The following is a 22024-nucleotide window of genomic DNA, read 5'->3' as shown; positions in this document are numbered from 1 at the left end:
ACCGATTGAAGCAGCGAAACAATTAGAGGGGGAAACAACTTGTTAAATTCAATGTACTCAGGCGTTTCAGGAATGAGAGGCTTTCAAACAAAGCTAGATGTTATCGGGAATAATATTGCGAACGTAAATACAGTAGGTTACCAGAAAAGTAGAGTGCTATTTGAAGATCTACTCAGTCAGAGCGTGGCAGGAAACTCCGTAAATTCGAAGCAGGTAGGTCTTGGTTCATCCGTATCGGCGATTAATATGGTAGATAGTCCCGGATCACCAATGACGACAGGGGTACAGACGGATTTGAGTATTCAGGGGGATGGGTATTTTACAGTAAGAAGTGACGGAACTGATTACCTTGCTCGTTCTGGGTCTTTTCAGGTTGATGCGACAGGAAATCTTGTGACAACACAAGGCTACGCAGTGTTAGATGATCAAGGTAACCCTATTCAGCAGATCGGTGAAATTAAAAGTATTGATCGTAATGGGGTTATCACTTATACAGATACTCAAGGAAATGAACAACAAACTTTGAATCTAGGGATAAGCACAGTGCCAAATCCAGGTGGGCTTAATAAAGTAGGTAACTCACTTTTTCGTGAAACAGAAAAATCTGGGGATGCAGTACCAGGGCTTCCTCAAGACTCACGCGTCGTCGCTGGTCAACTCGAAATGTCCAACGTTGACCTAACCGAAGAGTTCACGGAAATGATTGTAGCTCAGCGTGGCTTCCAGGCGAACTCAAGAGTGATTACAACTTCAGATGAGATCCTTCAAGAAATCGTCAATTTAAAACGATAGGGGGTAAGGGCTGAGGAGTTTCCTCGGCCTGCTCTGTTCATATGATACCGTTAACTAAATTAAACCGTGAAGCGATGATGTTGAATGCCATTTACATTGAAACGATTGAGTCAACGCCGGATACGATGATTCTATTAACGAATGGAAAACGCTACGTTGTGATGGAGACAGTCGAGGAAGTAAAACAGCTTGTTACGGAATTCTATCGTGATATTCACGTATTAGAGAAATAATAGAAGAACGGGGGTGACCATGTTGTCTGATATGCTATCGCCAGCAACAGTTGATGCACTTCTTTCTGCCATCGACGATAAAGGGCAAAAGAAGTCAATGAAGGATAGAAAAGTGCAAACATATGACTTTAAAAGAGCGCTTCGCTTTTCTCAAGATCACATCAGAATTTTAACTCGCATCCATGAGAACTACGCACGTCTCATGACGACATATTCATCGGCTCAGCTTCGGACGATCATTCAAGCCTCCGTTCATTCTGTTGATCAGATGCCATTTGAAGAATTTGTGCAGTCGATTACAGAGAATTCGATTCTTAGTCTCTTTGTTGCTTCACCATTGCAAGGACAAATGGTGCTTGAAGTAGCACCAGAGCTTGCCTATGCAATGCTGGATCGAATGCTTGGAGGTCAAGGGAGTCAGCCTGAAAAACTGACACACTTAACGGAAATTGAAACTGTCGTTATTGAGCGGATTTTCAGTAAAATCTTAGAAAGCTTTCAAGATGCCTGGACATCGGTACTGAAGCTAAAAACTGAGCTTAAAGAGCTTGAAGTTAATCCACACTTTCTTCAAATCGTATCTCCAAATGAAACAGTCGTCACCGTGACACTGGATGTAAAAGTAGGCGAAGTAACAGGTAATATCCGTCTTTGTCTTCCACATGTTGTACTTGAGCCGATTATGCCAAGGCTTTCAGCTCATCACTGGCTTTCGAATCAGAAAAAGGATCGGGAGCCTCAGGAAAGTAAGGAACTTGAGAAAAGGCTTAAGAAAACTAATTTAGGCATTATCGCTGAGCTAGGCCACTCTGAAATCACCATTGAAGAATTTTTAAATCTAGAAGATGGAGATGTGATTCGGTTGGATCAAACCGTCTCAGATCCATTGATTGTGAGGGTCGATAACCGAGTGAAGTTCCATGGACAGCCAGGGACTTCGAAAGGTCGGATGGCCGTACAAATTACAGAAGTGAAGGAAGAGGAGGAAGTAGGCCATGACGGATAATCGCCTTTCAAAAGATGAAATCAACGTATTATTTCAAGAGACAGCAGCAGGAAGGGAGGAACCTAACGTGTATTTTCATTCAATTGAAGAAGAAGCATTAAATGAACTTTTTAGCGTTGCGATCGGAAGCCTTACAACAACATTATCTTCCGTTTTCATGCATGACGTTTTTGTATCAAATGTTCAGATGAACATCCTTCCTGAAGATCGCTTTAAACAAGACTTAGCCCTTCCTTATGTCGAGGCCGCGATTCGCTATGAAGGGGCAGCTTCGGGCGAATCGATCATTATGCTCACACCACCTGATGCCCAAGATATGGCTGACATCTGGCTTGTGGCAAAGGGTGAGGAAGGTGACGAGAGTGTTGATAAGAGTTTAACTGCTGTTATGACAGGAATGATGGAGAGCATACATAAAGGACTGAGCATGGCATCAGGTTCTTCTTTTACAGGAACATTTACAAATCTTCAAGTTGTTTCAGAACCTGCTAATTCTATGTTATTGGAAAAATCCGCTGAATCAGTGTATATGAACGTTTCGTTTGAACTTTCCATAGGATCGATTGTTCAAACGGTTGTACACCATGTCCTTCCTGCATCTGTAGCAAAGCAAGTGAGTGAATTACTAATAAGTGAAGAAGATCTTCGGGAAGCCGTGCAGGAACAAGAGACACAGCAGGTAAAGGAGCATGAAGCTGAATTGCAGCAACAGCACCCATCGTCACATCAACAAAAGAATCATGAGGAAGAAGAAAGAGAATCGATGGATTCATTTGCGACGCGCGTGAAAGAACCTGAACCGAATATCCAAAACGTGCAGTTCACAAATTTTAGCCAGCAAGATCATCCGTACGGAGAACAAAGAAATTTGAACATGCTCCTAGATATTCCCCTTCAAGTAACGGTGGAGTTAGGGCGAACAAAGCGTATTGTAAAAGACATTCTTGAGCTCTCACACGGATCGATTCTTGAGCTTGATAAGCTGGCAGGAGAGCCAGTTGATATTTTGATCAATAGTAAACTCATTGCCAAAGGTGAAGTTGTCGTCATCGATGAAAACTTTGGGGTGAGAGTAACGGATATTTTAAGTGCAGCAGAGCGTTTATCAAAGCTGCGATAGAAGGAGTGCTTAAAAGTGAGACACCTTGTGATTGGCATCATGACACTCCTCAGCCTTGTCTTAGTAATGCCGCATGACGCCATCGCAGCGGCAGATAATGGAAGTGTGAAAGACTGGCTCACGGAAAACGGGGATGACCCTGCTGATATAGAAGAGCAGCCAGCTGAAGTGGAAGGAGCAAACACAAATATTTTCTTTCTACTAATCAAGCTCGTTTTCTATACGATCGTCGTGGTTGGCCTCATTTATTTGCTGATTCGCTTTCTGTCCAAACGCCAACAAAAGCTTCAGCACCATTCCGTTTTCACGCAAATTGGCGGTACACCGCTTGGTAACAATAAATCCGTTCAAATGGTCAAGGTCGGGGATTCCCTCTACATGCTTGGGGTTGGAGATAACGTGAACCTTCTTAAGGAAATTCAGGGTGAAGAAGTGAAGCGTATTTTAGATCAAGCTGAAGAACAGCGGTCGGGCTTTTCGTTTATGAATCAAAAGCAAGCAGGAATTCAAGAGATGATTCAGGCAAGTTTGAAGAAGCAAAGAAACAAACGTAAGGATTATTGGAATGACGGAAGCGGAAGGGACGAAAAGTGATGGATTTACTCATAAACTTAACGATCCCAGGACTAGATTTCGGTTCAAACGCAACAGAAGATGTTTCCGTTACGATTCAGCTTGTCCTGCTTCTAACTGTGCTATCGCTAGCTCCTGCTATTCTTGTATTGATGACGTGTTTTACACGAATTGTTGTTGTCCTCTCCTTCGTACGCTCGGCGCTCGCAACACAATCTATGCCGCCGAATCAAGTGTTGGTCGGACTAGCACTCTTTCTAACCTTTTTTGTGATGTCCCCTGTTCTTTCAGAGATTAATAGCGAGGCGTTACAGCCTTATATAAACGAAGAGATTGGGCAGGAGGAAGCGCTCGATGCCGCAGAGCTTCCGATTAAAGAGTTTATGGCAGGACATACACGAGAGAAAGACCTTGCCCTTTTTTATAAATACGCTGAGCTTGAAAAGCCCGAGTCGATCGAAGATATTCGGTTAACCGCACTCGTTCCAGCTTTTGCGATTTCAGAACTGAAAACGGCGTTTCAGATTGGATTTATTATCTTCATTCCATTTCTTATTATTGACATGGTTGTGGCCTCAACGCTTATGGCGATGGGAATGATGATGCTGCCGCCTGTCATGATTTCACTACCATTTAAAATTCTACTATTTGTGCTTGTCGATGGCTGGTATTTGGTCGTCGAATCACTTCTATTAAGCTTCTAAGGAGGACGACGATGACGCCGGATATGGTCATTTCACTTGCAGAAGATGCTGTTTATACCGTGATTATTATTTCAGCTCCGCTTCTCTTAATCGCACTTGGCGTTGGGTTAATCGTGAGTGTGTTTCAGGCGATGACGCAAATTCAGGAACAGACGCTTGCGTTCATTCCCAAAATCGTTGCCGTTCTGTTAACGATCGTTCTGTTTGGACCGTGGATGCTCACAACGCTACTCGATTACACAACGAACTTATATCAAAATCTTTATAGGTTTATCGGCTAGACATGGAAAGTGTCATTAACGCCCTTCCCTTATTTTTGCTTGTGTTTATGAGGGCGACATCTTTTTTTATAACAGCGCCGATCTTCTCAACACGAAGCGTTCCAAACCGCTTCAAAATTGGACTTGGTTTCTTTTTTGCTTTAATCGTCACGACCGGATTAGGTACTGATGCAGAGCTAACGCTTGACCTCGCGTTCGTGACCTTTATTTTAAAAGAACTTTTTATCGGGCTATCACTTGGATTTATTGCCTCCCTTATCCTGTATACAGTTCAGGTTGCGGGAGCGTTTATTGATTTTCAAATGGGCTTTGTTATGGCAAACGTAATCGATCCCCAGACAAGAGCTCAAGTACCGATTATCGGGAATTTCAAATACATGCTTGCTCTTCTCTTTCTAGTTTCCGTTGATGGTCACCACATGATGCTAGACGGGCTTGTTAGAAGCTATGAACTTCTACCAGCTGATGAGCTGTTGAGTCAGGCGGATAGTCAGTCCCTTGCAAAGTTTATCGCTGAAGTATTTGCAGGGATGTTCTTCTCAGCATTTCAGCTCGCGCTACCGATCGTTGCTTCCCTTTTTCTTGTGGATGTGGCGCTCGGCCTTCTTGCGAGAGCAGTACCTCAGGTGAATATTTTCGTTGTCGGTTTGCCGTTAAAAATCTTTGTCGGTTTCGTGCTTATTCTAGTGACGATTCCTACATTTTTCTTTTTACTGCGAGGAGTTTTTCAAGAAATGCTCGCTACGATGGGGCAGCTTATTCAAATACTGGGTGGGTAGTACGATGCGAACTTATCGCTTACAAATGGATCTCCAATTCTTTTCACAAGAAAAGACTGAGAAAGCAACACCACAAAAGAAGCAAGAATCTCGTAAAAAGGGTCAGGTGGCGAGAAGTGCTGAGATTCCATCCGCCTTTATGATGATTGGTGTGTTTCTGTTTATGTCTTTCATTGGTGGGTGGATGATTGAAAGCCTCGAGTCCATGATTCGAGGCAATCTTGTTCAGATTACAGATTGGACGCTCACAGAACAGAATGTTGATCGCATGCTTAAAGAAAATGTGTGGCAGGCGGCACTGATCGCAGCCCCGCTTATGGGAATTTCGCTCGTCATGGGAGTTCTAGGAAACTATATGCAAGTGGGATTTCTCGTTTCCACAGATCCCCTTCAGGCAAAGCTTGAAAGAATTAACCCATTAAAAGGCGCGAAACGAATATTCTCAGCTCGAACGCTCGTCGAACTATTAAAGTCGTTAATTAAAATTACGTTTATCTCAGCTTGCACCTTTATTGTTCTTTGGAATAAACGAGACGAAGTGATGCTCATTTCGCAAAAGTCGATCGGTGAAGCAATGGCACTTGTTGGTTCATTGATCGTCCAAACGGGCTTAGCTGTTGGAATTCTATTATTATTCCTTGCCCTATTAGACTATGTTTATCAGAAATATGACTTCGAAAAAAACATCCGAATGTCGAAGCAGGACATTAAAGATGAATATAAAAAGAGCGAGGGCGATCCGCTCATTAAATCAAAAATTAAAGAAAAGCAGCGAGCGCTAGGGATGAACCGAATGATTTCGGAAATTCCTAATGCTGACGTCGTCATTACAAATCCAACACATTTTGCTGTTGCGCTTAAGTACGATCCAAAAGAAATGGATAAACCGACAGTTGTGGCAAAAGGAATGGACTTCGTTGCGCTAAAAATTAAAGAAAAAGCAAAAGAGCACGACATCATAACATCAGAGAACGTTCAGCTTGCTCGAGCGCTCTATCACCAGGTAGAGATCGGTGACGGCGTCCCTGAGGATCTTTTCAAAGCTGTTGCAGAAGTGCTCGCGTACGTTTATAGCATAAAAGGCTACCCGGGAGGAGGGAACTAACAATGAAAATAAAAGATTATGCCGTGCTCGTTTCTGTCATTATGATTGTGATCATGATGGTTATTCCGTTCCCTCCGCTTCTACTTGATTTTCTCATTATGCTGAATATTAGTCTTGCTTTAACAATTATCCTTGTCGCGATGAATACGAAAGAAGCGCTACAATTTTCGATTTTTCCATCGCTTTTATTGCTGACTACGCTCTTCCGACTTGGTTTGAACGTCTCGACTACAAGATCCATTCTGACGAATAAAACAGGTGGACAGGTTATTGAAACGTTTGGTTCCTTCGTGGTTGGCGGAAGTGTTGTCATCGGACTCCTTGTTTTTCTTATTCTAGTTATTATTCAATTTATCGTTATTACGAAAGGATCCGAACGAGTAGCAGAAGTTGGCGCTCGATTTACACTTGATGCCATGCCAGGGAAACAGATGAGCATTGATGCTGATTTAAATGCAGGCATGATATCAGATCGCGATGCAAAAGAAAGACGTCAGAAAATTGAGCGCGAAGCTGATTTTTATGGGGCAATGGACGGGGCCAGTAAGTTCGTAAAAGGGGATGCGATTGCTGGAATCGTCATTACGTTGATTAACATTATTGGCGGATTGATTATAGGCATGGTTGTGCACGGCATGCCGGTTGGTGATGCGGCAACTACCTTTACGCTGCTGTCGATTGGTGATGGTCTTGTCAGTCAAATCCCAGCTCTTCTAATTTCGACTGCTACAGGTATCGTCGTAACGAGAGCAGCATCAGACGGCAATCTAGGTTCAGATATTACTGCACAAATTTTTGCATATCCAAAGCTGCTTTACGTTGTTGGAGCGGTTATTACGCTCCTTGGACTTGCAACTCCCATAAACCCACTTCTTACATTCCCAATCGCAGGATTACTCGTCTATGGCGGCTGGATGATGCAGAAGAATCTTGATCAGACGAAGGAAGTTGAGCTAGCTGCTGGTCAAGAAGAAGTAGAAGAAATGAAGAAGCCTGAAAGCGTCACAAGTCTTCTTCAGGTCGACCCGATTGAGTTTGAATTTGGCTACGGATTAATTCCTCTTGCTGATCAAAAGCAAGGCGGTGATCTTCTTGATCGCGTGATTATGATTCGAAGACAAATCGCACTTGAGTTTGGAATTGTTGTTCCAGTTATTCGCATTCGCGATAATATTCAGCTTGAGCCAAACGAATACGTTATTAAAATCAAAGGTAACCGTGTTGCAGGTGGAGAGGTGCTATTAAACCAATATCTTGCGATGAGCAGCGGACTTGAGGATGAAACAATCTCGGGGATCGAAACAGTTGAACCAGCCTTCGGACTTCCTGCTTTATGGGTAACAGAAGAAATGAAGGATCGCGCTGAGCTATCAGGATATACGATCGTGGATCCACCTTCTGTAGTATCAACACACTTAACGGAAGTCATTAAGCGTCATGCGCATGAGCTATTAAGTCGCCAAGAAGTGAAGCATCTTCTTGATAATGTCAGAGAATCGTCTCCTGCAGTGCTCGAGGAGCTAATCCCCAATATCCTTACAATCGGGGATGTTCAAAAGGTATTGATGAGGCTACTGAAGGAGAAAGTATCCATTCGTTCGCTTGATATGATTCTGGAATCGCTAGCTGATAACGGAGTTCGAACGAAAGATACGGATGTGCTAGCTGAATACGTGCGGCAGTCGCTATCACGTCAAATCACATCTCAGGTCGCCGTTCCAGGCGAAGCGGTTAAAGTGTTAACAGCTGGAGCCAGATTGGAGAAGCGATTCGCAGAATCTGTTCAGCAATCTGATCAGGGAAGCTACCTTGCGCTTGATCCTGAAACGTCACAGGCCATTTACCAGGAAGTTCTTCAACAAGTAAGCCGCCTGCAGCAGTCAGGTATTCAGCCAATTCTACTAACGTCACCAGCGATACGCATGTATTTACGTCAGTTTCTCGAACGTTACATGCCGGAGCTGATGATCCTTTCCTATAGTGAATTAGAACCCGATGTAGAAGTCCAAAGTGTAGGAGTGATTAATCTACCATGAAGATTAAACGCTATGTAGTCAGCCATCTTCGCGAAGCAATGCCGCTGATAAGGCAGGAGCTTGGTCAGGAAGCCGTTATTTTAAATACAAAAAAGGTGAAAGTGGGCGGGATCTTTGGTTTTTTCCAAAAACAGCGTCTAGAAGTGCTCGCTGCCCTTGATGAAAAAAAGGTAGAGAAGGAAGAAACTCGAGAATTTGCCACGCTATTGCAATCTGAAAAAAAGCGTCGTGAAGAAACGCCTGAACGGGTTGAAAAAAGTCCAGAGGTGATTCAAGAGAAACAAACGCCGCCACGACGGGAGGCGCTTGAAGGCAATGTACTTGATGAGCTGAAGTCTATGAAAGAAATCATGATGCAGCTGATGGAAAATGAACGGCTACCAAAACAATTAAAGCCAGTTCAAATGTATTTAGAAGCACAGGAATTCTCTCATGCGATTCGTTCGGGAGTGATGGCGGAACTAATGATTAAATCAAAATCATACCCTACGTACACGAAAGAAGATGCTTTTGAGTGGATGAGACAGGAATTCGCAAAGCGAATCAAGAATTATCCTGATATAGGAATAAAAAAGAAGAAGCTAAGATGCTTCGTTGGCCCGACAGGCGTAGGGAAAACCACAACGATTGCAAAACTAGCAGGTCATTTATTATTAAAAGAGCGTCAATCTGTGGGACTGATTACATCAGATACTTATCGGATTGCAGCAGTTGAACAGCTTCGGACGTATGCTGATATTCTCGGTATTCCACTAGAAGTCGTTCAGTCTCCTGCGGATTTGGGTCAAGCTCTAGCGAACCTTTCATCATGTGATGTGATTCTAATGGATACAGCGGGCCGCAATTATCAGCAGTACAGCTACGTTTCACAGCTTGAAGAACTGCTATCCGGTCAAGAATTATCGATCACGCTTATGTTAAGCCTCACACATCGCTATTCTGATATGAAATCGATCACCGATAATTTTCACTCTCTTGGTATTTCTGAGGTGATGATGACAAAGATGGATGAAACAAAAGTTCGCGGCCCCATTTTTAACTTGATGGAAGAATACAAACTTCCGATCTCGGTTCTAACGACAGGACAAAATGTACCTGATGATATGGTGACAACAACACCGGATTTCCTTCTTGATCTGGTCATGAGGGAGCGAGTGAATGTCTGATCAGGCAAACCAATTGCGGGAAGAAGTGATGAAGCGAATTCATCCGAATGCTAGTGGGAAAAAAACGAAGGTTATTGCTGTGACAAGTGGAAAAGGCGGCGTGGGGAAGTCGAATGTATCACTGAATTTTGCCCTCAGTCTTGCTGCGCTTAATAAGAAAGTGATGATTTTTGATTTAGATGTTGGCATGGCGAATATTGATGTGCTCATGGGTGTAACGCCTAAAGAAACGCTTATTTCCATGCTGGAAAAAAAACTCTCTTTAAATGCTGTCATTGAAACAGGAGTAAATGGTATTCAATACATTGCTGGTGGAAACGGAATTGGAAAGATCCTAACTTTAACAGGCAATCAGCTGAATCACTTTTTCCAAGAATTTGGCTCTCTTCAAGGCAAAGTCGATTACATTATTCTCGATACGGGAGCGGGCCTTTCCTATGAAGGGATCAGGTTTTTGCAGGCAGCGGATGACGTTTTTCTTGTGATTAATCCAGAGCCACCGTCTATTACAGATGCCTATGGGGTTGTAAAAGCATTACATACAAGAAATGCTCAGTTACCTGTTAAGTTAATTGTGAATCGATCTACTAATTCTGAGGAAGCAGAGCGTACAGCGCGCAATTTCCAAAAAGCCTCTGCAAAATTTCTGAATAAGTCGATTGATGTACTCGGATGGATTCCAGATGATCCTATCGTTCGTAAAGCGGTGATTGCTCAGTCGCCTTATCTACTAGAGTATCCAAATTCCAGAGCAGCAAAGGCCATAGATGATTTAGTTCATGCTTATCTAGATTTTCCTTCAAATTATAAACTTGGTGTAAAAGGATTTCTAACAAAGATGCTGTTTCATAAATAAGTGGGAAGAATTTTTCAGGTGGTGAACTTCATGAAACCCAAAATGGATAAACAGACAATCGAATATTGGAGAGCATGGAAAGAGGAGAAGAATGAAGAGGCTGGTAACAAATTAATTGCTCTTTATCGTCCGCTCGTTGATTTCGCTGTACAGCGCTATGCGGCAGCTCTTCCGTCATCCGTTCAGCGTGATGATCTTAATAGTTTCGCGTATCAAGGGCTTCTTGATGCACTTGAAAAATTCGAGCCAGAACGTGATTTAAAATTTGAAACTTATGCCAGCTGGCGCATTAAAGGTGCCATAATTGATGGTCTTAGGCAGAATGATTGGGTGCCACGCTCCGTTCGTGACAAAGCACGTAAAATTGAAGAGGCTTACGCTGCTTTAGAACAGCAAAATCAAACGTCAAGTAGCGACCATGATGTAGCAGAGTATCTTGGTATGACAATTGAAGAAGTACAGCGGGTGATTCAAGATGCTTCTCTGTCTACAATGGTTTCCGTAGACGAGCCCGTGCACGATGACGATCAGCAGCAAATTGAGCGTTATAGTGTAATCGAAAATGAACAAGCTGATTTACCAGAAAAGCATTTGCACCAACATTTTATTAAAGAGTTACTAGCTGAAACGATTGAACGTCTACCTGAGAAAGAAAAACTTGTTGTCTCTCTTGTTTATTTTGAGGAGTTAACACTTACAGAGATTGCAAGAATCTTAGGTTTATCGACAAGCCGAATTTCGCAACTACACTCGAGAGCGCTCCTTCGGATGAAGGGTGTCCTCCGAGCTAATAAAGAACACGTTCAATCAATGTAATCGGAGTGATTTCCATGTATCCATTCATCTTTATAAGTATTGCCCTCCATCTCGTGAGCTTTCTATGTATTGTTCTCTTGTTTCTAAAGCAAACGAAGAGTTCAGATGTAAGTGAAGAGATCGCCACGGGGATGGAAGTGTATATTGAACAGCTAGAGGAAGAAAATGATCGACTGATGACTGAAGTTAAATCTTACGTCGATAAACGTGAAAACCAGCTTGATACGCGCCTTCGTGTGTTAGAACATGGGAAGACCGTATCCCCTGAGGTGGAGGAGCAACAAAAGCCGGTCATCATCCAGCACCTTTCAGCTAACAACGAACGAAATCAAAAAGCTCTTCAGCTTCATTCACAGGGTTTTTCGGTGACGGATATTGCAAGAATCCTTAATTGCGGTGTCGGCGAAGTTGAGCTGATTGTGAATATTCACGGAAGGTCTGAACAGCGATGAAAATTCAGCAGCATGGCAAGACGTCACTGGAATCTTTAAAGATGGATCTCCCAAAAGGTAACAAGCAGGTAGCGTTTCAATCGGTGATTCAGGAAGCATCAAAGGAACTGAAGGGAGCAGAACTAAAGCGACTGCTACAGCAAATTGATCGTCAGGGGGAGCTGCTTGGAAAGGAACGAACGTTTCAGAACTTATCGGCATACAAGCGAATGGTGAAACAGTTTCTTGAGGAAGCAGTAAGTCAGGGGCTAACGCTATCAGAGAAAAACAGCATGGACCATTATGGAAGAAATCGAACGTATAAGCTTGTGGAAACAGTAGAGAACAAGCTGGTTGAACTGCAAGAAGAGATGAGAGAAAAAGAGAAGAATGGAATGACCTTATTATCGCTTGTTGGTGAAATAAAGGGACTACTTGTTGATCTTTCTCTCTAGTTCAAACGACCCACCTAAAAAAGGAAGTATTGACTCATGGTCATTTGCATGAGTTTTTTCTATAATTAAAATAAGAACATACGTTCGAAATGATGGTTGTGATTTCTTGCTTTCAGGATACTTTCATTCCTACAGACAGAGAAAGGAGAGGTGAGGATGAAGAATGGATGCCGTTTAACAAATGAGATGTATGATGATTTAAAAGGAAATCTCCTATTTAAGTCATTCATTCAAGAAGAGAAGCATTGGACAAGTTTTATGGAGGCATATGTATCAGAGGATCGTGAGGCGGTAAATAAGCTCAATTCACTTTTTCAAAAGTACTATACAGAAATTCGTTTTATTGCTTACGTCACGAAGCTGATTCGCTACACGGCCATCAACTTTGACCGAAAGCGAAGACTTGGGCACCTTCGCTTTCCTCTTATGCTAGATCAGCCTGTAGGTATGTCTGGTGATGCCTGGATTGATTTTATTGAAAGTACGGAAACGTGTGGTGAAACGAATTCATTTGCAGAAAGCTTTCAGCAGAAATCACTTTATTTAGGATACACCCGATTAACGCCAAAACAGAAGGAAGTTCTTGAACTTTTTTATCGATATGAAGCTTCTGATACGGAGATTGCAAAAATGGCGGGGATTTCTCAACAGGCAGCGAGCAGAAGGCGTAAACGTGCGCTTGAGAAGCTAAGAGAAGCAGGAAAGGAGGGGGTAAATGAGCATAACTACGGTAATTAACGCCATTATTGGAGATCTTGGATTTCCGATCGTCGTTTCACTATATTTACTCGTGCGGCTAGAAAAGAAAATTGATGATTTAACAAGTGCGGTGGCGGATCAGGAGACTGATAAGAAGGGATGACTATGGAGAAAAGACTATATACGCTTTTACAACAGGCAAAGCAGGAAGAGAAAAAAGGACTCGGCGCCATTATTCATCAATTTGAGAAGAAAATTGAAGCAGAGCTCAGGCAAACTTCCCCTCAAAACAGAGATGATTTGCGTCAGGAATTAGTATTAAAAGTTCTTGAAGCGGTGGAAAAATACAATATGGAGGATGTGCCAAACTTTGAACAATTTATTGAAGATCAAAAGGGGAAGGAATAAGAAACTATTTCCCTTTTTCTTCCGTATAAAGAGGTAGAGGTGAAGCGGATGCTTAAGGTTGAAATCGAACAAGCAGGTTATGAAAAGAAAGATAGCGCCATTCGTCTGATCGAATTTGAAGTGAAAAGCGGCGAACTTCTGGGGTTATTAGGGTCAAATGGAGCTGGTAAAAGCACAACAATCAAGACGATATTAGGGCTCATGAAAGAGTGGAAAGGAAGCGTGACGTTTGAGAAAGGGTCGCGCTATGCGTATGTACCAGAGCAACCCGTTTTCTATGACAGCTTAACGCTTTGGGAGCATTTGGAGCTTGCGGCAGCGGCAGTTCTTGGAGACGAGGAATGGGAAGAGCGAGCTCAAGAGCTGATTCGCTATTTTCAACTGGAGCACGTAATCCATAACCTACCGTCAAGCTTTTCAAAAGGAATGCGACAGAAGGTGATGCTCATAACGGCTTTTATGCTCAAGCCGGATGTTTATATCATTGATGAGCCTTTTCTTGGACTAGATCCGCGCGCTACGAAGGATTTTCTCGCGCTTATTGAAAAGGAGCGGTCTCGTGGAGCAGGTATTTTAATGTGTACGCATGTGCTTGATACGGCAGAGCGAATTTGTGATCAATTCGTTCTGCTCGCAAACGGAACGCTTCTTGCTCAAGGTACGCTTGAAGACATGCGAGAGCAGTCAGGCGCACGGGAAAGTTCACTTCTTGATTGTGTTGATGCCTTTATGGAGCAACGAATATGACGTCGTTCCAGCTATGGTGGCAGCGCGAACGTGACGATCAGCGTTATAAAATCCGAGATCTTCGCTCAGCACTAGATTGGACGGTATGGCTATATATTCTTATCCCAGGTCTCATGATAGGAGTGGCGTACTACCGTTCCTGGTGGATTCTTCCGCCTGAATGGCTCTCGGAAGTACCTGAACAGTTGGCGGTTCTTCCGTTATTTATAGTTGCAACTTTCTGGTCATTACGACTGTACACAGAAGAAGCTGATCAAGTATATTTGTTGCAAAATGCGACTCTTATGGGCGGTTTAAAGAAGTGGGGAATATTCTATTCTCTTCTAAAGGGACTGGTCGTGACGATCATTGGAATGACCCTCGTTTTACCCTTGCTTATTACGGGGTGGGGATGGGGCATAGAGCGATGTGCTGTCACAGTCCTATTTGTCCTTTTAGTCAGTTGGAATATAAAAACTAGCCGGTATTTTATAGAGTTATTTGTTCCTTCTATTTGGGTGAAATGGCTCCCGATCGGCTTAGTGAACCTGATCTCGATCATCGTATTGCTTCTGATGAGTGGGATAGGATGGCGGTATGAATGGGCAGTTGCTGTCGGAGGAGGAAGTTTGCTTCTCCTTTTACTCGTTCAGTTACGAACACGAATGAATATGCAGGGGACTTTTTTCCATGATGTGGTGAAGGAGCGTGGGCATAAGCAGACCGTGACGAAATTTTTGATGGGGCGAGTAGGTGTTACGCCAATGCCCCTTTTCACTCGAAAGCAGCCTATGCTTTTTCGAGGCTCTAGGCGAATCAGTAAGAAAAATTCTCCAGAAGCTAGAATGAGAGACGTTTATTTGAAATGGCTTCTTCGATCAATGGGGAAGGTTCAGTACTATTTACAAGTCATTGGCTGGGGTACAGCGGCGATATTACTGTTACCTCTTATTGTCAAAGTGGTCGTGCTTCTATTTGCGCTCTATGCGCTGATTGGCCTTTCGAGGGCAGACTGGAGTGAATTTACATCTAGTAGCTATGCCAATCTATTTCAATGGCACCAATCGATCCAAGAGAAAGCGGGGAAACAAGCATTAAAACTAGTGTCGATGCCATGTTTTCTTCTACTGTGTATCGTGACGGGGGTTGCCTTCCCAGGTTGGCTAGGAGTTGTACTCTTTCCGCTAGGCGGATGGTTTGTTCTTAAGGAAAGTCTCCAGATCGTTCATAGAAACATGCAATCACATAGAGGTTTTTTGTCATAAATCGAAAGGTGTATGAACAATTCGCGAATTCGTTGCTTCGATCAAGCGCTTTCCGCTATGATGGGAGAGTAGATTCAGATGAAGGAGCGGATAACGAGATGAAGTTATTTTTAATTATCGGTGCGATAAATGCGGCCCTTGCAGTTGGACTAGGAGCATTTGGGGCACATGGATTAGAAGGAAGACTATCAGAAAAAATGTTAGAGACGTTTAAAACAGGTGTACAATACCACATGTATCACGCACTTGGTTTAGTTGGTGTAGCCATTGCTGCTGACAAGCTTCAATCAGCAGGGCTCATGCAATGGGCTGGTTGGCTCATGTTTGCTGGGATCGTCCTCTTTTCCGGAAGCTTGTACGTGCTTAGCTTGAGCGGAATTAAGATCCTTGGTGCAATTACTCCACTAGGCGGCGTCGCGTTTATTACAGCCTGGATTTTAGTTGTTGTGGCGGCGTTTAAGGCGTAGTGGTGCGGCGGTCGGCGGTTGATGGTGCCTGTCACCGCCCGCTATTTGTCGAACCGGGGCAGGCTGGTGCGGTTTATTGGCCAAAATCAAAATATATTAGCCAAATTCCATTTTTATTGGCCAAAACAAAAAGCTGCCGGAAATCCGGTAGCTTTTTGTATACCCGCTAACGCGGAGAATATTGCGTCGTTTGTTGAAGAGGGTAGTTGTATTCAAGCTCTTCATCAAATGTAATATAGTCCAAATAAACCATGAGTAGAATATACCGCTTGCCTGTTTGAGGATCGGATAGAATAATATGATCTCTTCCGGCTGCTTCTACAATTCCTTTAAATACTTTGGCGTTCCATTTCTCATTGTTCTCGAAAGTCATGTACACGGTGGCGATTTTTCCAAGGTTTAGGCGCAGGATGTTTTCAATGTATGATTGCTCGACGGGTAGCTGTCCTGGAAAGCCTCCGCCTCCCTGTGTTGATGCTCCCTGAACCTGCTGGCCTTGAGGATAGCCTGAAGGATACTGTGCCATCTGTCCGCCTTGCCCTTGCTGCGGCATTTGACCATAGCCGCCCCCCTGGTTTTGTGACGGTGAAGTGTTCCAGTATTGATTGTTCATCATAACCCTCCTTAAGCATTCTCTTAGAAGCTGTTGTACACGTCTGCACATTCACTTTCGGTAGGCTTGTAGAAACAGTGGGATTTGAAGCGTCCTGCATTCCACTGGTTATACCACTGGTCAGGGCAGGTGCCTCCTGGTTTAAAGAACCAGAGCGAGTTGCTGGCAGGATGGTATTTCATCCCTTTGATGGCTTTGCGAGCAAGACGCTTATCTTTTTCGCGTGCTCGTTGGTAAAAGTAGCCTTTCTGAGTCGCTTCAAAACCGCCGGGACTCTGATAAACCATGTTGTTCATCGTGTTGATGTTCTTAAAATCAAGGCATCTCACCTTTACACGGTTTACCCCTACATTGCCTACCATCAGCATACCTAACTGCCCCTCACCTTCTGCTTCTGCACGCATCAAGCGAGCCAAAAGGTTTACATCATTTTCGTTCGTCTGAATCACTGCCATAGCCACACCTCATCTCAGTTGGACCCGATGTGCAAGAAGTAAGGAAGATGCCATGACTCTACGTAACTCATTGTATGTACGATTTGAAGGAATATGACTTTGACATAGACCACTCAAATACACAAAAAATCCCTTCGGACAATAAAGCGTCAGAAGGGATTTTCTTTATTAAACGTATAGGAATTGAGGCAGGCGTTCTTTCGGGAGGTGCGTTCCAACGTAGAAGCTACCAAATTCACCGAAACGAGCGCTTACTTCATCGAAGCGCATTTCGTAGACAAGCTTTTTAAACTGAAGTACGTCGTCTGCGAAAAGCGTAACGCCCCATTCCCAGTCATCAAAGCCAACAGAGCCTGTGATGATCTGCTTTACTTTGCCAGCATAGCTACGTCCGATCAGTCCGTGACTACGCATCATTTCACGACGCTCGTCCATTGAAAGCATGTACCAGTTGTCGTTTCCTTCGCGTTTTTTGTTCATTGGATAGAAGCACACGTAAGGAGCTTCTGTTAATTCTGGCTTCAAACGGGCCTGAATGCGCGGGTCATTATCAGGGTCGCTATCTTTTCCAGCCATATAGTTACTAAGCTCAACGACAGATACGTATGAGTATTCTTTCACCGTATATTCAGCTAAAGTCGTTTTGTTAAAAGCATTTTCAATTTCATTTAACTCTTCCATAGTCGGACGGAGAAGCATTAACATAAAGTCCGCTTTCTGACCAATAATGGAATAAAGCGTATGACTTCCTTGTTTATGGCCTGCTGTGACTTCCCATTTTTCAAGGAACGTTAGAAATTCATTCATCGCAAGATCACGTTCTTCGCTTGAAAGCTGTTTCCATGCCGTCCAGTTCATAGTACGGAAATCATGAAGGCAATACCAGCCATCGAGAGTAACTGCTGCTTGATTCATATCTGATTCACTCCTTATCTTTTATCACACCAATAAGGCAGGTTACGTTTATACAGCAACTGCTCCTAAAGGTCCGATTGGTTCAACTAACCATCAGAGCAAATCAAACAATGCCCACTTTGATGGCAGTTTCCCTATATCCACTACCTACTATACCAATACTTGTACCTCTTTAAAAGCGATTGAGAGTGACGATTGGATGAAAAAGATATTCAGAAATCCGATGGTAAATCAGTACCAATGTTTAAATACGATTACGTTAGCTTATATTTAGAAGAGAATTAAGATTAAAAACTTCTATAGTCCCTTTTGATTCGTCTGAAAAATAGAACTTTTGCATGCAAAGGCTTACACTTACGGATTTATTTTCGTTTTTAGGGAAAAAGGGTTATCGTAGGAGTTGGATATTAAAAATAATGAGGTGAAACCAATGAGTGATCTTTTTACAAACATGAAAGACCAGGTTAAAGCAGGTTATCCGACAATCGTTTTCCCTGAAGGAACAGATGAGCGAGTATTAGCAGCAGCAAACCGCCTAGCAGAGGATGGCATTCTTAAGCCAATCGTCATTGGAGGAGAAAATGCAATTCAGGATAAAGCGTCAAGCCTAAGCCTTACATTGCACAGCGAACTTACAATTATGGATCCAGCAACGTATTCTGAAATGGATGCCCTTGTGGAATCATTTGTTGAGCGTCGTAAAGGTAAAGCAACAGCTGAACAAGCGCAGGATATTCTTCTTAACGTGAACTATTTCGGTACAATGCTCGTTCACACAGGCAAAGCAGATGGCCTTGTTAGTGGTGCGGCTCATTCTACTGGTGATACAGTTCGCCCAGCGCTTCAAATCATCAAAACAAAAGAAGGTGTAAAGAAAACATCTGGTGCTTTTGTAATGGTAAAAGGTGATGAGAAATACGTTTTTGCTGACTGTGCGATAAACATTTCCCCCGACAGCAATGATCTTGCTGAAATTGGTGTAAGCAGTGCTGAAACTGCAAAAATGTTTGGAATGGACCCTAAAGTAGCGATGTTAAGCTTCTCTACTAAAGGTTCTGCAAAATCTCCTGAAACAGAGAAAGTTGAAGAAGCAACACGTCTAGCGAAAGAAATGGCACCAGATCTAGTGATCGATGGCGAATTCCAATTCGATGCTGCTTTCGTTCCAGAAGTAGCACAAAAGAAAGCACCTGAATCACCACTTAAAGGGCAAGCAAATGTATTTGTATTCCCAAGTCTTGAAGCAGGTAACATTGGCTACAAAATGGTGCAACGTCTTGGTGGATTTGAGGCCGTTGGTCCAGTCCTTCAAGGATTAAATAAACCAGTAAACGACCTATCTCGCGGATGTAGCGAGGAAGACGTGTACAAGCTAGCATTGATTACAGCAATGCAGAGCCTATAATAAACGAAAGCCCCTGAAGGCACGCCTTCAGGGGCTTTATTTATTAACCAAGTGCTTTTTCATTACGAACAAACACTCGCTGGTAGTTGAAATCGTAAAGAGACAGCTCTGGAATGGAAAGCTGTGCCGTTGTTAATGATTCGGTATACTGCTTAAGTGTTTTAAGAGTTTTCATCATGATGTCGGAAACGCTTAGCTCTTCCCCAATGAGTTCACTTAACGAAGCCATCGTTTCGGGAACAATTTCAGGATAAGTGAATTTTGTTGGTTCTCCGTTCACGCCCCGCTTATAGAATTCCTGAATGACAGATGCGCGCTCTGATCCACTTCCATCAACACAAAGGTAAACTTGAACAGCGACTCCGCCGCGAAGTCTGCGTTGCGAAATGCCGGCAAATTTTTTGCCGTTAATGCTTAGGTCATATCGACCTGGACAATAAGACCCTACAATTTCCCTATCTTCAATTGTCACGTTATATGGCGACAAAATTTCCTGAATGAAATTGACCATGGCTTCGTACCCGGTATCAATGTCAATATGCTGCTGCTTTTCAGCTAAAACAAGTGAGAGGTTTAATACCCCTGCATCAAGGACAACAGCAAGACCTCCGGAGTTTCTCACAATTACACGATAACCTAAACTTTCTAAATAGTGAACGGCTTCCTCAAAGTTTGGAAGGCGTGTATCTTGTATGCCGAGAACTATCGTATTGTGATGCACCCATGAGCGCAGAATCGGTGGGGATTCACCACTTCCAGCAGAATTGCAAAGGGTATCATCCATCGCAAAAGATTGCAGCGCATCAAAGGATGGGCCGAGTGTTGATTGATCTATAATCCGCCATTTTGGCTGAAAAAGTATGGTATCATTTGTTGGCATTCTCTTATCCCTTCTTCACTAACTAATCTTATTTATTATAGCAGAAGAAATGAGACATAAGACATCATCCGACAGTATTTCCCGGGTGATGACAAAAGACTCGTCCTTTTTTCCTAATTTACTACTTATTTTCCCTTTAAAACTTTGATTTTATAAAGAAATACATCTATTACGAAAAAAAGGAAATTGCGAGAATTGTCTAAAATGATATAATCATAATTACGGTAGTTTCAAGTTAGCGAGCGAGCGGGTATATACAGTAAAGAAATGGGAATGTATGTAAGAGCTTTCATATATGACTAAGATCATACGAAGAATCTACATATAGGAGAAACAACCAGCGTTGGATCGTTCTTTATGAACAGGAAACGGTGGTATTTACGTCGATTTGACGAAAGGGGACATGTTTATGAAGCTAACAGTTAAAATTATTGCAGGTCTTGTTCTAGGTATTATTGTTGGTGTTATCTTTAACTTATTTGCACCAGATGCATTTGGACCTGTCGATCAATATCTATTTGGTCCTGTTGGACAAATCTTTCTTAACTTAATTAAGATGCTTGTTGTACCAATTGTATTCTTCTCAATCGTGGTAGGAACGGCTGGAATAAGCGATCCGAAGAAGCTTGGACGTATGGGTGGGAAAACCGTTGCGTTTTTCCTTGTCACAACAACCATTGCTATTTCAATTGCGATGGCGCTTGCTTACTTAATTAAACCGGGTGTTGAAGGTTCATTCTCAGGAAATGCTGATTTTAAGGCAGAAGAAGCACCTCCTGTGTTGGATACAATTATTAATATTATCCCAACGAATCCGATTCAGGCCATGGTTGAAGGAAACATGCTCCAAATTATAGCGTTTGCTATCTTTGTAGGTTTTGCTCTTGCAATTCTTGGTGAGCGTACGAAGGCTTTAAGTAATCTTTTTGAACAGGGTAACGACGTTATGATGTATCTTGTTAAGATTATTATGGAAACAGCGCCATATGGTGCGTTTGCACTTATTGCTTCCGCTGTTGGTGGACAAGGTAAAGAAGCGTTACAGTCAATGGGAATGTATTTCCTAGTAGTACTTGGCGCACTCCTCATCCATTTTCTCTTCACATATGGTAGTGCGATTTATTTCCTTTGTAAAGAGAATCCAATTAAATTCTATAAAGCTTTTGCACCAGCCATGGCTGTGGCCTTCAGTACATCTTCAAGTAGCGGTACGCTTCCTGTTTCTATGAAAACCGCTCAAGAAAATCTGAAGATTCCTAAGCAGGTGAGTAGTTTTGTACAACCGCTTGGGGCAACCATTAACATGGACGGAACGGCAATTATGCAAGGTGTAGCTACGATCTTTATCGCTCAAATTACCGGGGTTGATCTTACCTTTACACAGCTCATCATTGTTGTCGTCACAGCAACGCTCGCTAGTATAGGTACAGCTGGTGTGCCGGGTGTAGGACTTATCATGCTCGCAATGGTTCTAAAGCAAGTTGGATTGCCAGTAGAGCCAATTGGATTGATCCTAGCAGTTGACCGTCTTCTTGATATGACACGTACTGCTGTTAATATTACAGGTGACGCGGCTTGTGCGATGTATATTGCAAAATCCGAAGAGAAGCGTGAAGGAAAAGAAGCAGAGACTGTTCTATAACATCATAAAGTATGAGATTCGAACCTTTTAAATGAAAAAAGGAAACATTTTCTCGTATATATAGCTATTGTTAGTCGTTCCATTCTTTCCATATGCTCGCTCAACAGAACCCTTCCCTCATGATGTGTTTGATCACAAAGTGGGGGAAGGTTTTCATTTTGGAATGGGTGTTATATAATGAATGAATGATTTTGAC

General features: G+C 42.8%; 27 protein-coding genes. 23 read left to right on the top strand and 4 right to left on the bottom strand.

The genetic code is table 11. The features are described from left to right. The first annotated feature begins 39 nt into the window (after window positions 1–39). The 21 genes from ABVF21_RS07215 to ABVF21_RS07115 all read left to right on the top strand — a co-directional run bounded on the left by ABVF21_RS07215 (window position 40) and on the right by ABVF21_RS07115 (window position 15918). Window positions 40–792 (top strand): flagellar hook-basal body complex protein, encoded by a 753-nt coding sequence (locus tag ABVF21_RS07215; RefSeq protein WP_226615797.1) that lies wholly within the window; start codon window positions 40–42, stop codon window positions 790–792. A 41-nt stretch (window positions 793–833) separates the two neighbouring features. Next, window positions 834–1025 carry a flagellar FlbD family protein gene (locus ABVF21_RS07210; protein ID WP_303532536.1) on the top strand — a complete coding sequence of 64 codons (192 nt, stop codon included), beginning with the start codon at window positions 834–836 and terminating at the stop codon, window positions 1023–1025. 22 nt (window positions 1026–1047) lie between these two features. Then, window positions 1048–2031: a flagellar motor switch protein FliM gene (gene fliM / locus ABVF21_RS07205; RefSeq protein ID WP_303532534.1), complete on the top strand. Its 984-nt coding sequence runs from the start codon at window positions 1048–1050 to the stop codon at window positions 2029–2031. Next, window positions 2021–3151: a flagellar motor switch phosphatase FliY gene (fliY, locus tag ABVF21_RS07200; protein WP_371017860.1), complete on the top strand. Its 1131-nt coding sequence runs from the start codon at window positions 2021–2023 to the stop codon at window positions 3149–3151. Before fliM ends, fliY begins: the two co-directional genes overlap by 11 nt. A gap of 15 nt (window positions 3152–3166) precedes the next feature. Continuing rightward, window positions 3167–3745, top strand: a complete 579-nt coding sequence (locus tag ABVF21_RS07195) for a flagellar biosynthetic protein FliO (protein WP_371017859.1) — start codon at window positions 3167–3169, stop codon at window positions 3743–3745. Further along, window positions 3745–4428 (top strand): flagellar type III secretion system pore protein FliP, encoded by a 684-nt coding sequence (fliP, locus tag ABVF21_RS07190; protein WP_226615792.1) that lies wholly within the window; start codon window positions 3745–3747, stop codon window positions 4426–4428. The genes ABVF21_RS07195 and fliP overlap by 1 nt, the downstream gene beginning before the upstream one ends. A gap of 11 nt (window positions 4429–4439) precedes the next feature. Next, window positions 4440–4709 (top strand): flagellar biosynthesis protein FliQ, encoded by a 270-nt coding sequence (gene fliQ, locus ABVF21_RS07185; protein WP_098445458.1) that lies wholly within the window; start codon window positions 4440–4442, stop codon window positions 4707–4709. Window positions 4710–4711: 2 nt separating this feature from the next. Beyond that, window positions 4712–5488 (top strand): flagellar biosynthetic protein FliR, encoded by a 777-nt coding sequence (fliR, locus tag ABVF21_RS07180; protein ID WP_371017858.1) that lies wholly within the window; start codon window positions 4712–4714, stop codon window positions 5486–5488. A 4-nt stretch (window positions 5489–5492) separates the two neighbouring features. Next, window positions 5493–6593 carry a flagellar biosynthesis protein FlhB gene (flhB, locus tag ABVF21_RS07175; protein WP_371017857.1) on the top strand — a complete coding sequence of 367 codons (1101 nt, stop codon included), beginning with the start codon at window positions 5493–5495 and terminating at the stop codon, window positions 6591–6593. Window positions 6594–6595: 2 nt separating this feature from the next. Then, window positions 6596–8629, top strand: a complete 2034-nt coding sequence (flhA, locus tag ABVF21_RS07170; RefSeq protein ID WP_371017856.1) for a flagellar biosynthesis protein FlhA — start codon at window positions 6596–6598, stop codon at window positions 8627–8629. Beyond that, complete coding sequence (gene flhF / locus ABVF21_RS07165; protein WP_371017855.1) at window positions 8626–9795, top strand: flagellar biosynthesis protein FlhF; 1170 nt, start codon at window positions 8626–8628, stop codon at window positions 9793–9795. Before flhA ends, flhF begins: the two co-directional genes overlap by 4 nt. Then, window positions 9788–10651: a MinD/ParA family protein gene (locus tag ABVF21_RS07160; protein ID WP_303532514.1), complete on the top strand. Its 864-nt coding sequence runs from the start codon at window positions 9788–9790 to the stop codon at window positions 10649–10651. Before flhF ends, ABVF21_RS07160 begins: the two co-directional genes overlap by 8 nt. A 30-nt stretch (window positions 10652–10681) precedes the next feature. Further along, entirely contained in the window at window positions 10682–11467 is a 786-nt protein-coding gene (locus ABVF21_RS07155; RefSeq protein WP_371017854.1) for a FliA/WhiG family RNA polymerase sigma factor, read from the top strand. A gap of 14 nt (window positions 11468–11481) precedes the next feature. Next, window positions 11482–11919, top strand: coding sequence for a DUF6115 domain-containing protein (locus ABVF21_RS07150; protein WP_371017853.1), 438 nt, complete (start codon window positions 11482–11484; stop codon window positions 11917–11919). Beyond that, complete coding sequence (locus ABVF21_RS07145) at window positions 11916–12353, top strand: YaaR family protein (protein ID WP_303532509.1); 438 nt, start codon at window positions 11916–11918, stop codon at window positions 12351–12353. The genes ABVF21_RS07150 and ABVF21_RS07145 overlap by 4 nt, the downstream gene beginning before the upstream one ends. A gap of 156 nt (window positions 12354–12509) precedes the next feature. Further along, window positions 12510–13091, top strand: a complete 582-nt coding sequence (locus tag ABVF21_RS07140) for a sigma-70 family RNA polymerase sigma factor (protein ID WP_371017852.1) — start codon at window positions 12510–12512, stop codon at window positions 13089–13091. After that, window positions 13069–13215, top strand: a complete 147-nt coding sequence (locus ABVF21_RS07135; RefSeq protein WP_194218329.1) for a YvrJ family protein — start codon at window positions 13069–13071, stop codon at window positions 13213–13215. Before ABVF21_RS07140 ends, ABVF21_RS07135 begins: the two co-directional genes overlap by 23 nt. 2 nt (window positions 13216–13217) lie before the next feature. Beyond that, complete coding sequence (locus ABVF21_RS07130) at window positions 13218–13460, top strand: helix-turn-helix domain-containing protein (RefSeq protein WP_303532505.1); 243 nt, start codon at window positions 13218–13220, stop codon at window positions 13458–13460. A 48-nt stretch (window positions 13461–13508) separates the two neighbouring features. Continuing rightward, window positions 13509–14207: an ABC transporter ATP-binding protein gene (locus tag ABVF21_RS07125; RefSeq protein ID WP_303532504.1), complete on the top strand. Its 699-nt coding sequence runs from the start codon at window positions 13509–13511 to the stop codon at window positions 14205–14207. Beyond that, on the top strand, window positions 14204–15451 hold the full coding sequence (locus ABVF21_RS07120; protein ID WP_303532502.1) for an ABC transporter permease: 1248 nt from the start codon (window positions 14204–14206) through the stop codon (window positions 15449–15451). The genes ABVF21_RS07125 and ABVF21_RS07120 overlap by 4 nt, the downstream gene beginning before the upstream one ends. 98 nt (window positions 15452–15549) lie before the next feature. Continuing rightward, the gene (locus tag ABVF21_RS07115; RefSeq protein ID WP_165998723.1) at window positions 15550–15918 is read left to right on the top strand and encodes a DUF423 domain-containing protein; all 369 of its coding nucleotides are present in this window, start codon (window positions 15550–15552) and stop codon (window positions 15916–15918) included. A gap of 166 nt (window positions 15919–16084) precedes the next feature. On the opposite strand, the gene gerQ is transcribed toward ABVF21_RS07115, so the two are convergent. From gerQ to hemQ, 3 genes are all read right to left on the bottom strand, one after another. After that, a complete protein-coding gene (gene gerQ / locus ABVF21_RS07110; RefSeq protein WP_283153318.1) occupies window positions 16085–16534 on the bottom strand; it encodes a spore coat protein GerQ in 450 nt (149 codons plus the stop codon). A gap of 20 nt (window positions 16535–16554) precedes the next feature. Beyond that, window positions 16555–16986: a cell wall hydrolase gene (locus ABVF21_RS07105; RefSeq protein ID WP_283153319.1), complete on the bottom strand. Its 432-nt coding sequence runs from the start codon at window positions 16984–16986 to the stop codon at window positions 16555–16557. Window positions 16987–17154: 168 nt separating this feature from the next. After that, window positions 17155–17901, bottom strand: coding sequence for a hydrogen peroxide-dependent heme synthase (gene hemQ, locus ABVF21_RS07100; protein ID WP_303532493.1), 747 nt, complete (start codon window positions 17899–17901; stop codon window positions 17155–17157). 430 nt (window positions 17902–18331) lie between these two features. Between hemQ and pta the strand changes: the two genes are divergently transcribed. Beyond that, entirely contained in the window at window positions 18332–19306 is a 975-nt protein-coding gene (pta, locus tag ABVF21_RS07095) for a phosphate acetyltransferase (protein WP_303532491.1), read from the top strand. A 43-nt stretch (window positions 19307–19349) separates the two neighbouring features. Here pta and ABVF21_RS07090 read toward each other — a convergent pair whose 3' ends face one another. Continuing rightward, entirely contained in the window at window positions 19350–20186 is an 837-nt protein-coding gene (locus tag ABVF21_RS07090; RefSeq protein ID WP_371017851.1) for a lipoate--protein ligase family protein, read from the bottom strand. Window positions 20187–20595: 409 nt separating this feature from the next. Here ABVF21_RS07090 and ABVF21_RS07085 point away from each other — a divergent pair, with 409 nt between their 5' ends. Next, a complete protein-coding gene (locus tag ABVF21_RS07085; RefSeq protein ID WP_371017850.1) occupies window positions 20596–21828 on the top strand; it encodes a dicarboxylate/amino acid:cation symporter in 1233 nt (410 codons plus the stop codon). Window positions 21829–22024 lie beyond the last annotated feature (196 nt).

It is taken from the genome of Pseudalkalibacillus sp. JSM 102089, from assembly GCF_041366475.1.
Taxonomy (GTDB): Bacteria; Bacillota; Bacilli; order Bacillales; family Guptibacillaceae; genus Guptibacillus; species Guptibacillus hwajinpoensis_B.
This window is presented reverse-complemented; position numbering and strand designations above follow the sequence as displayed.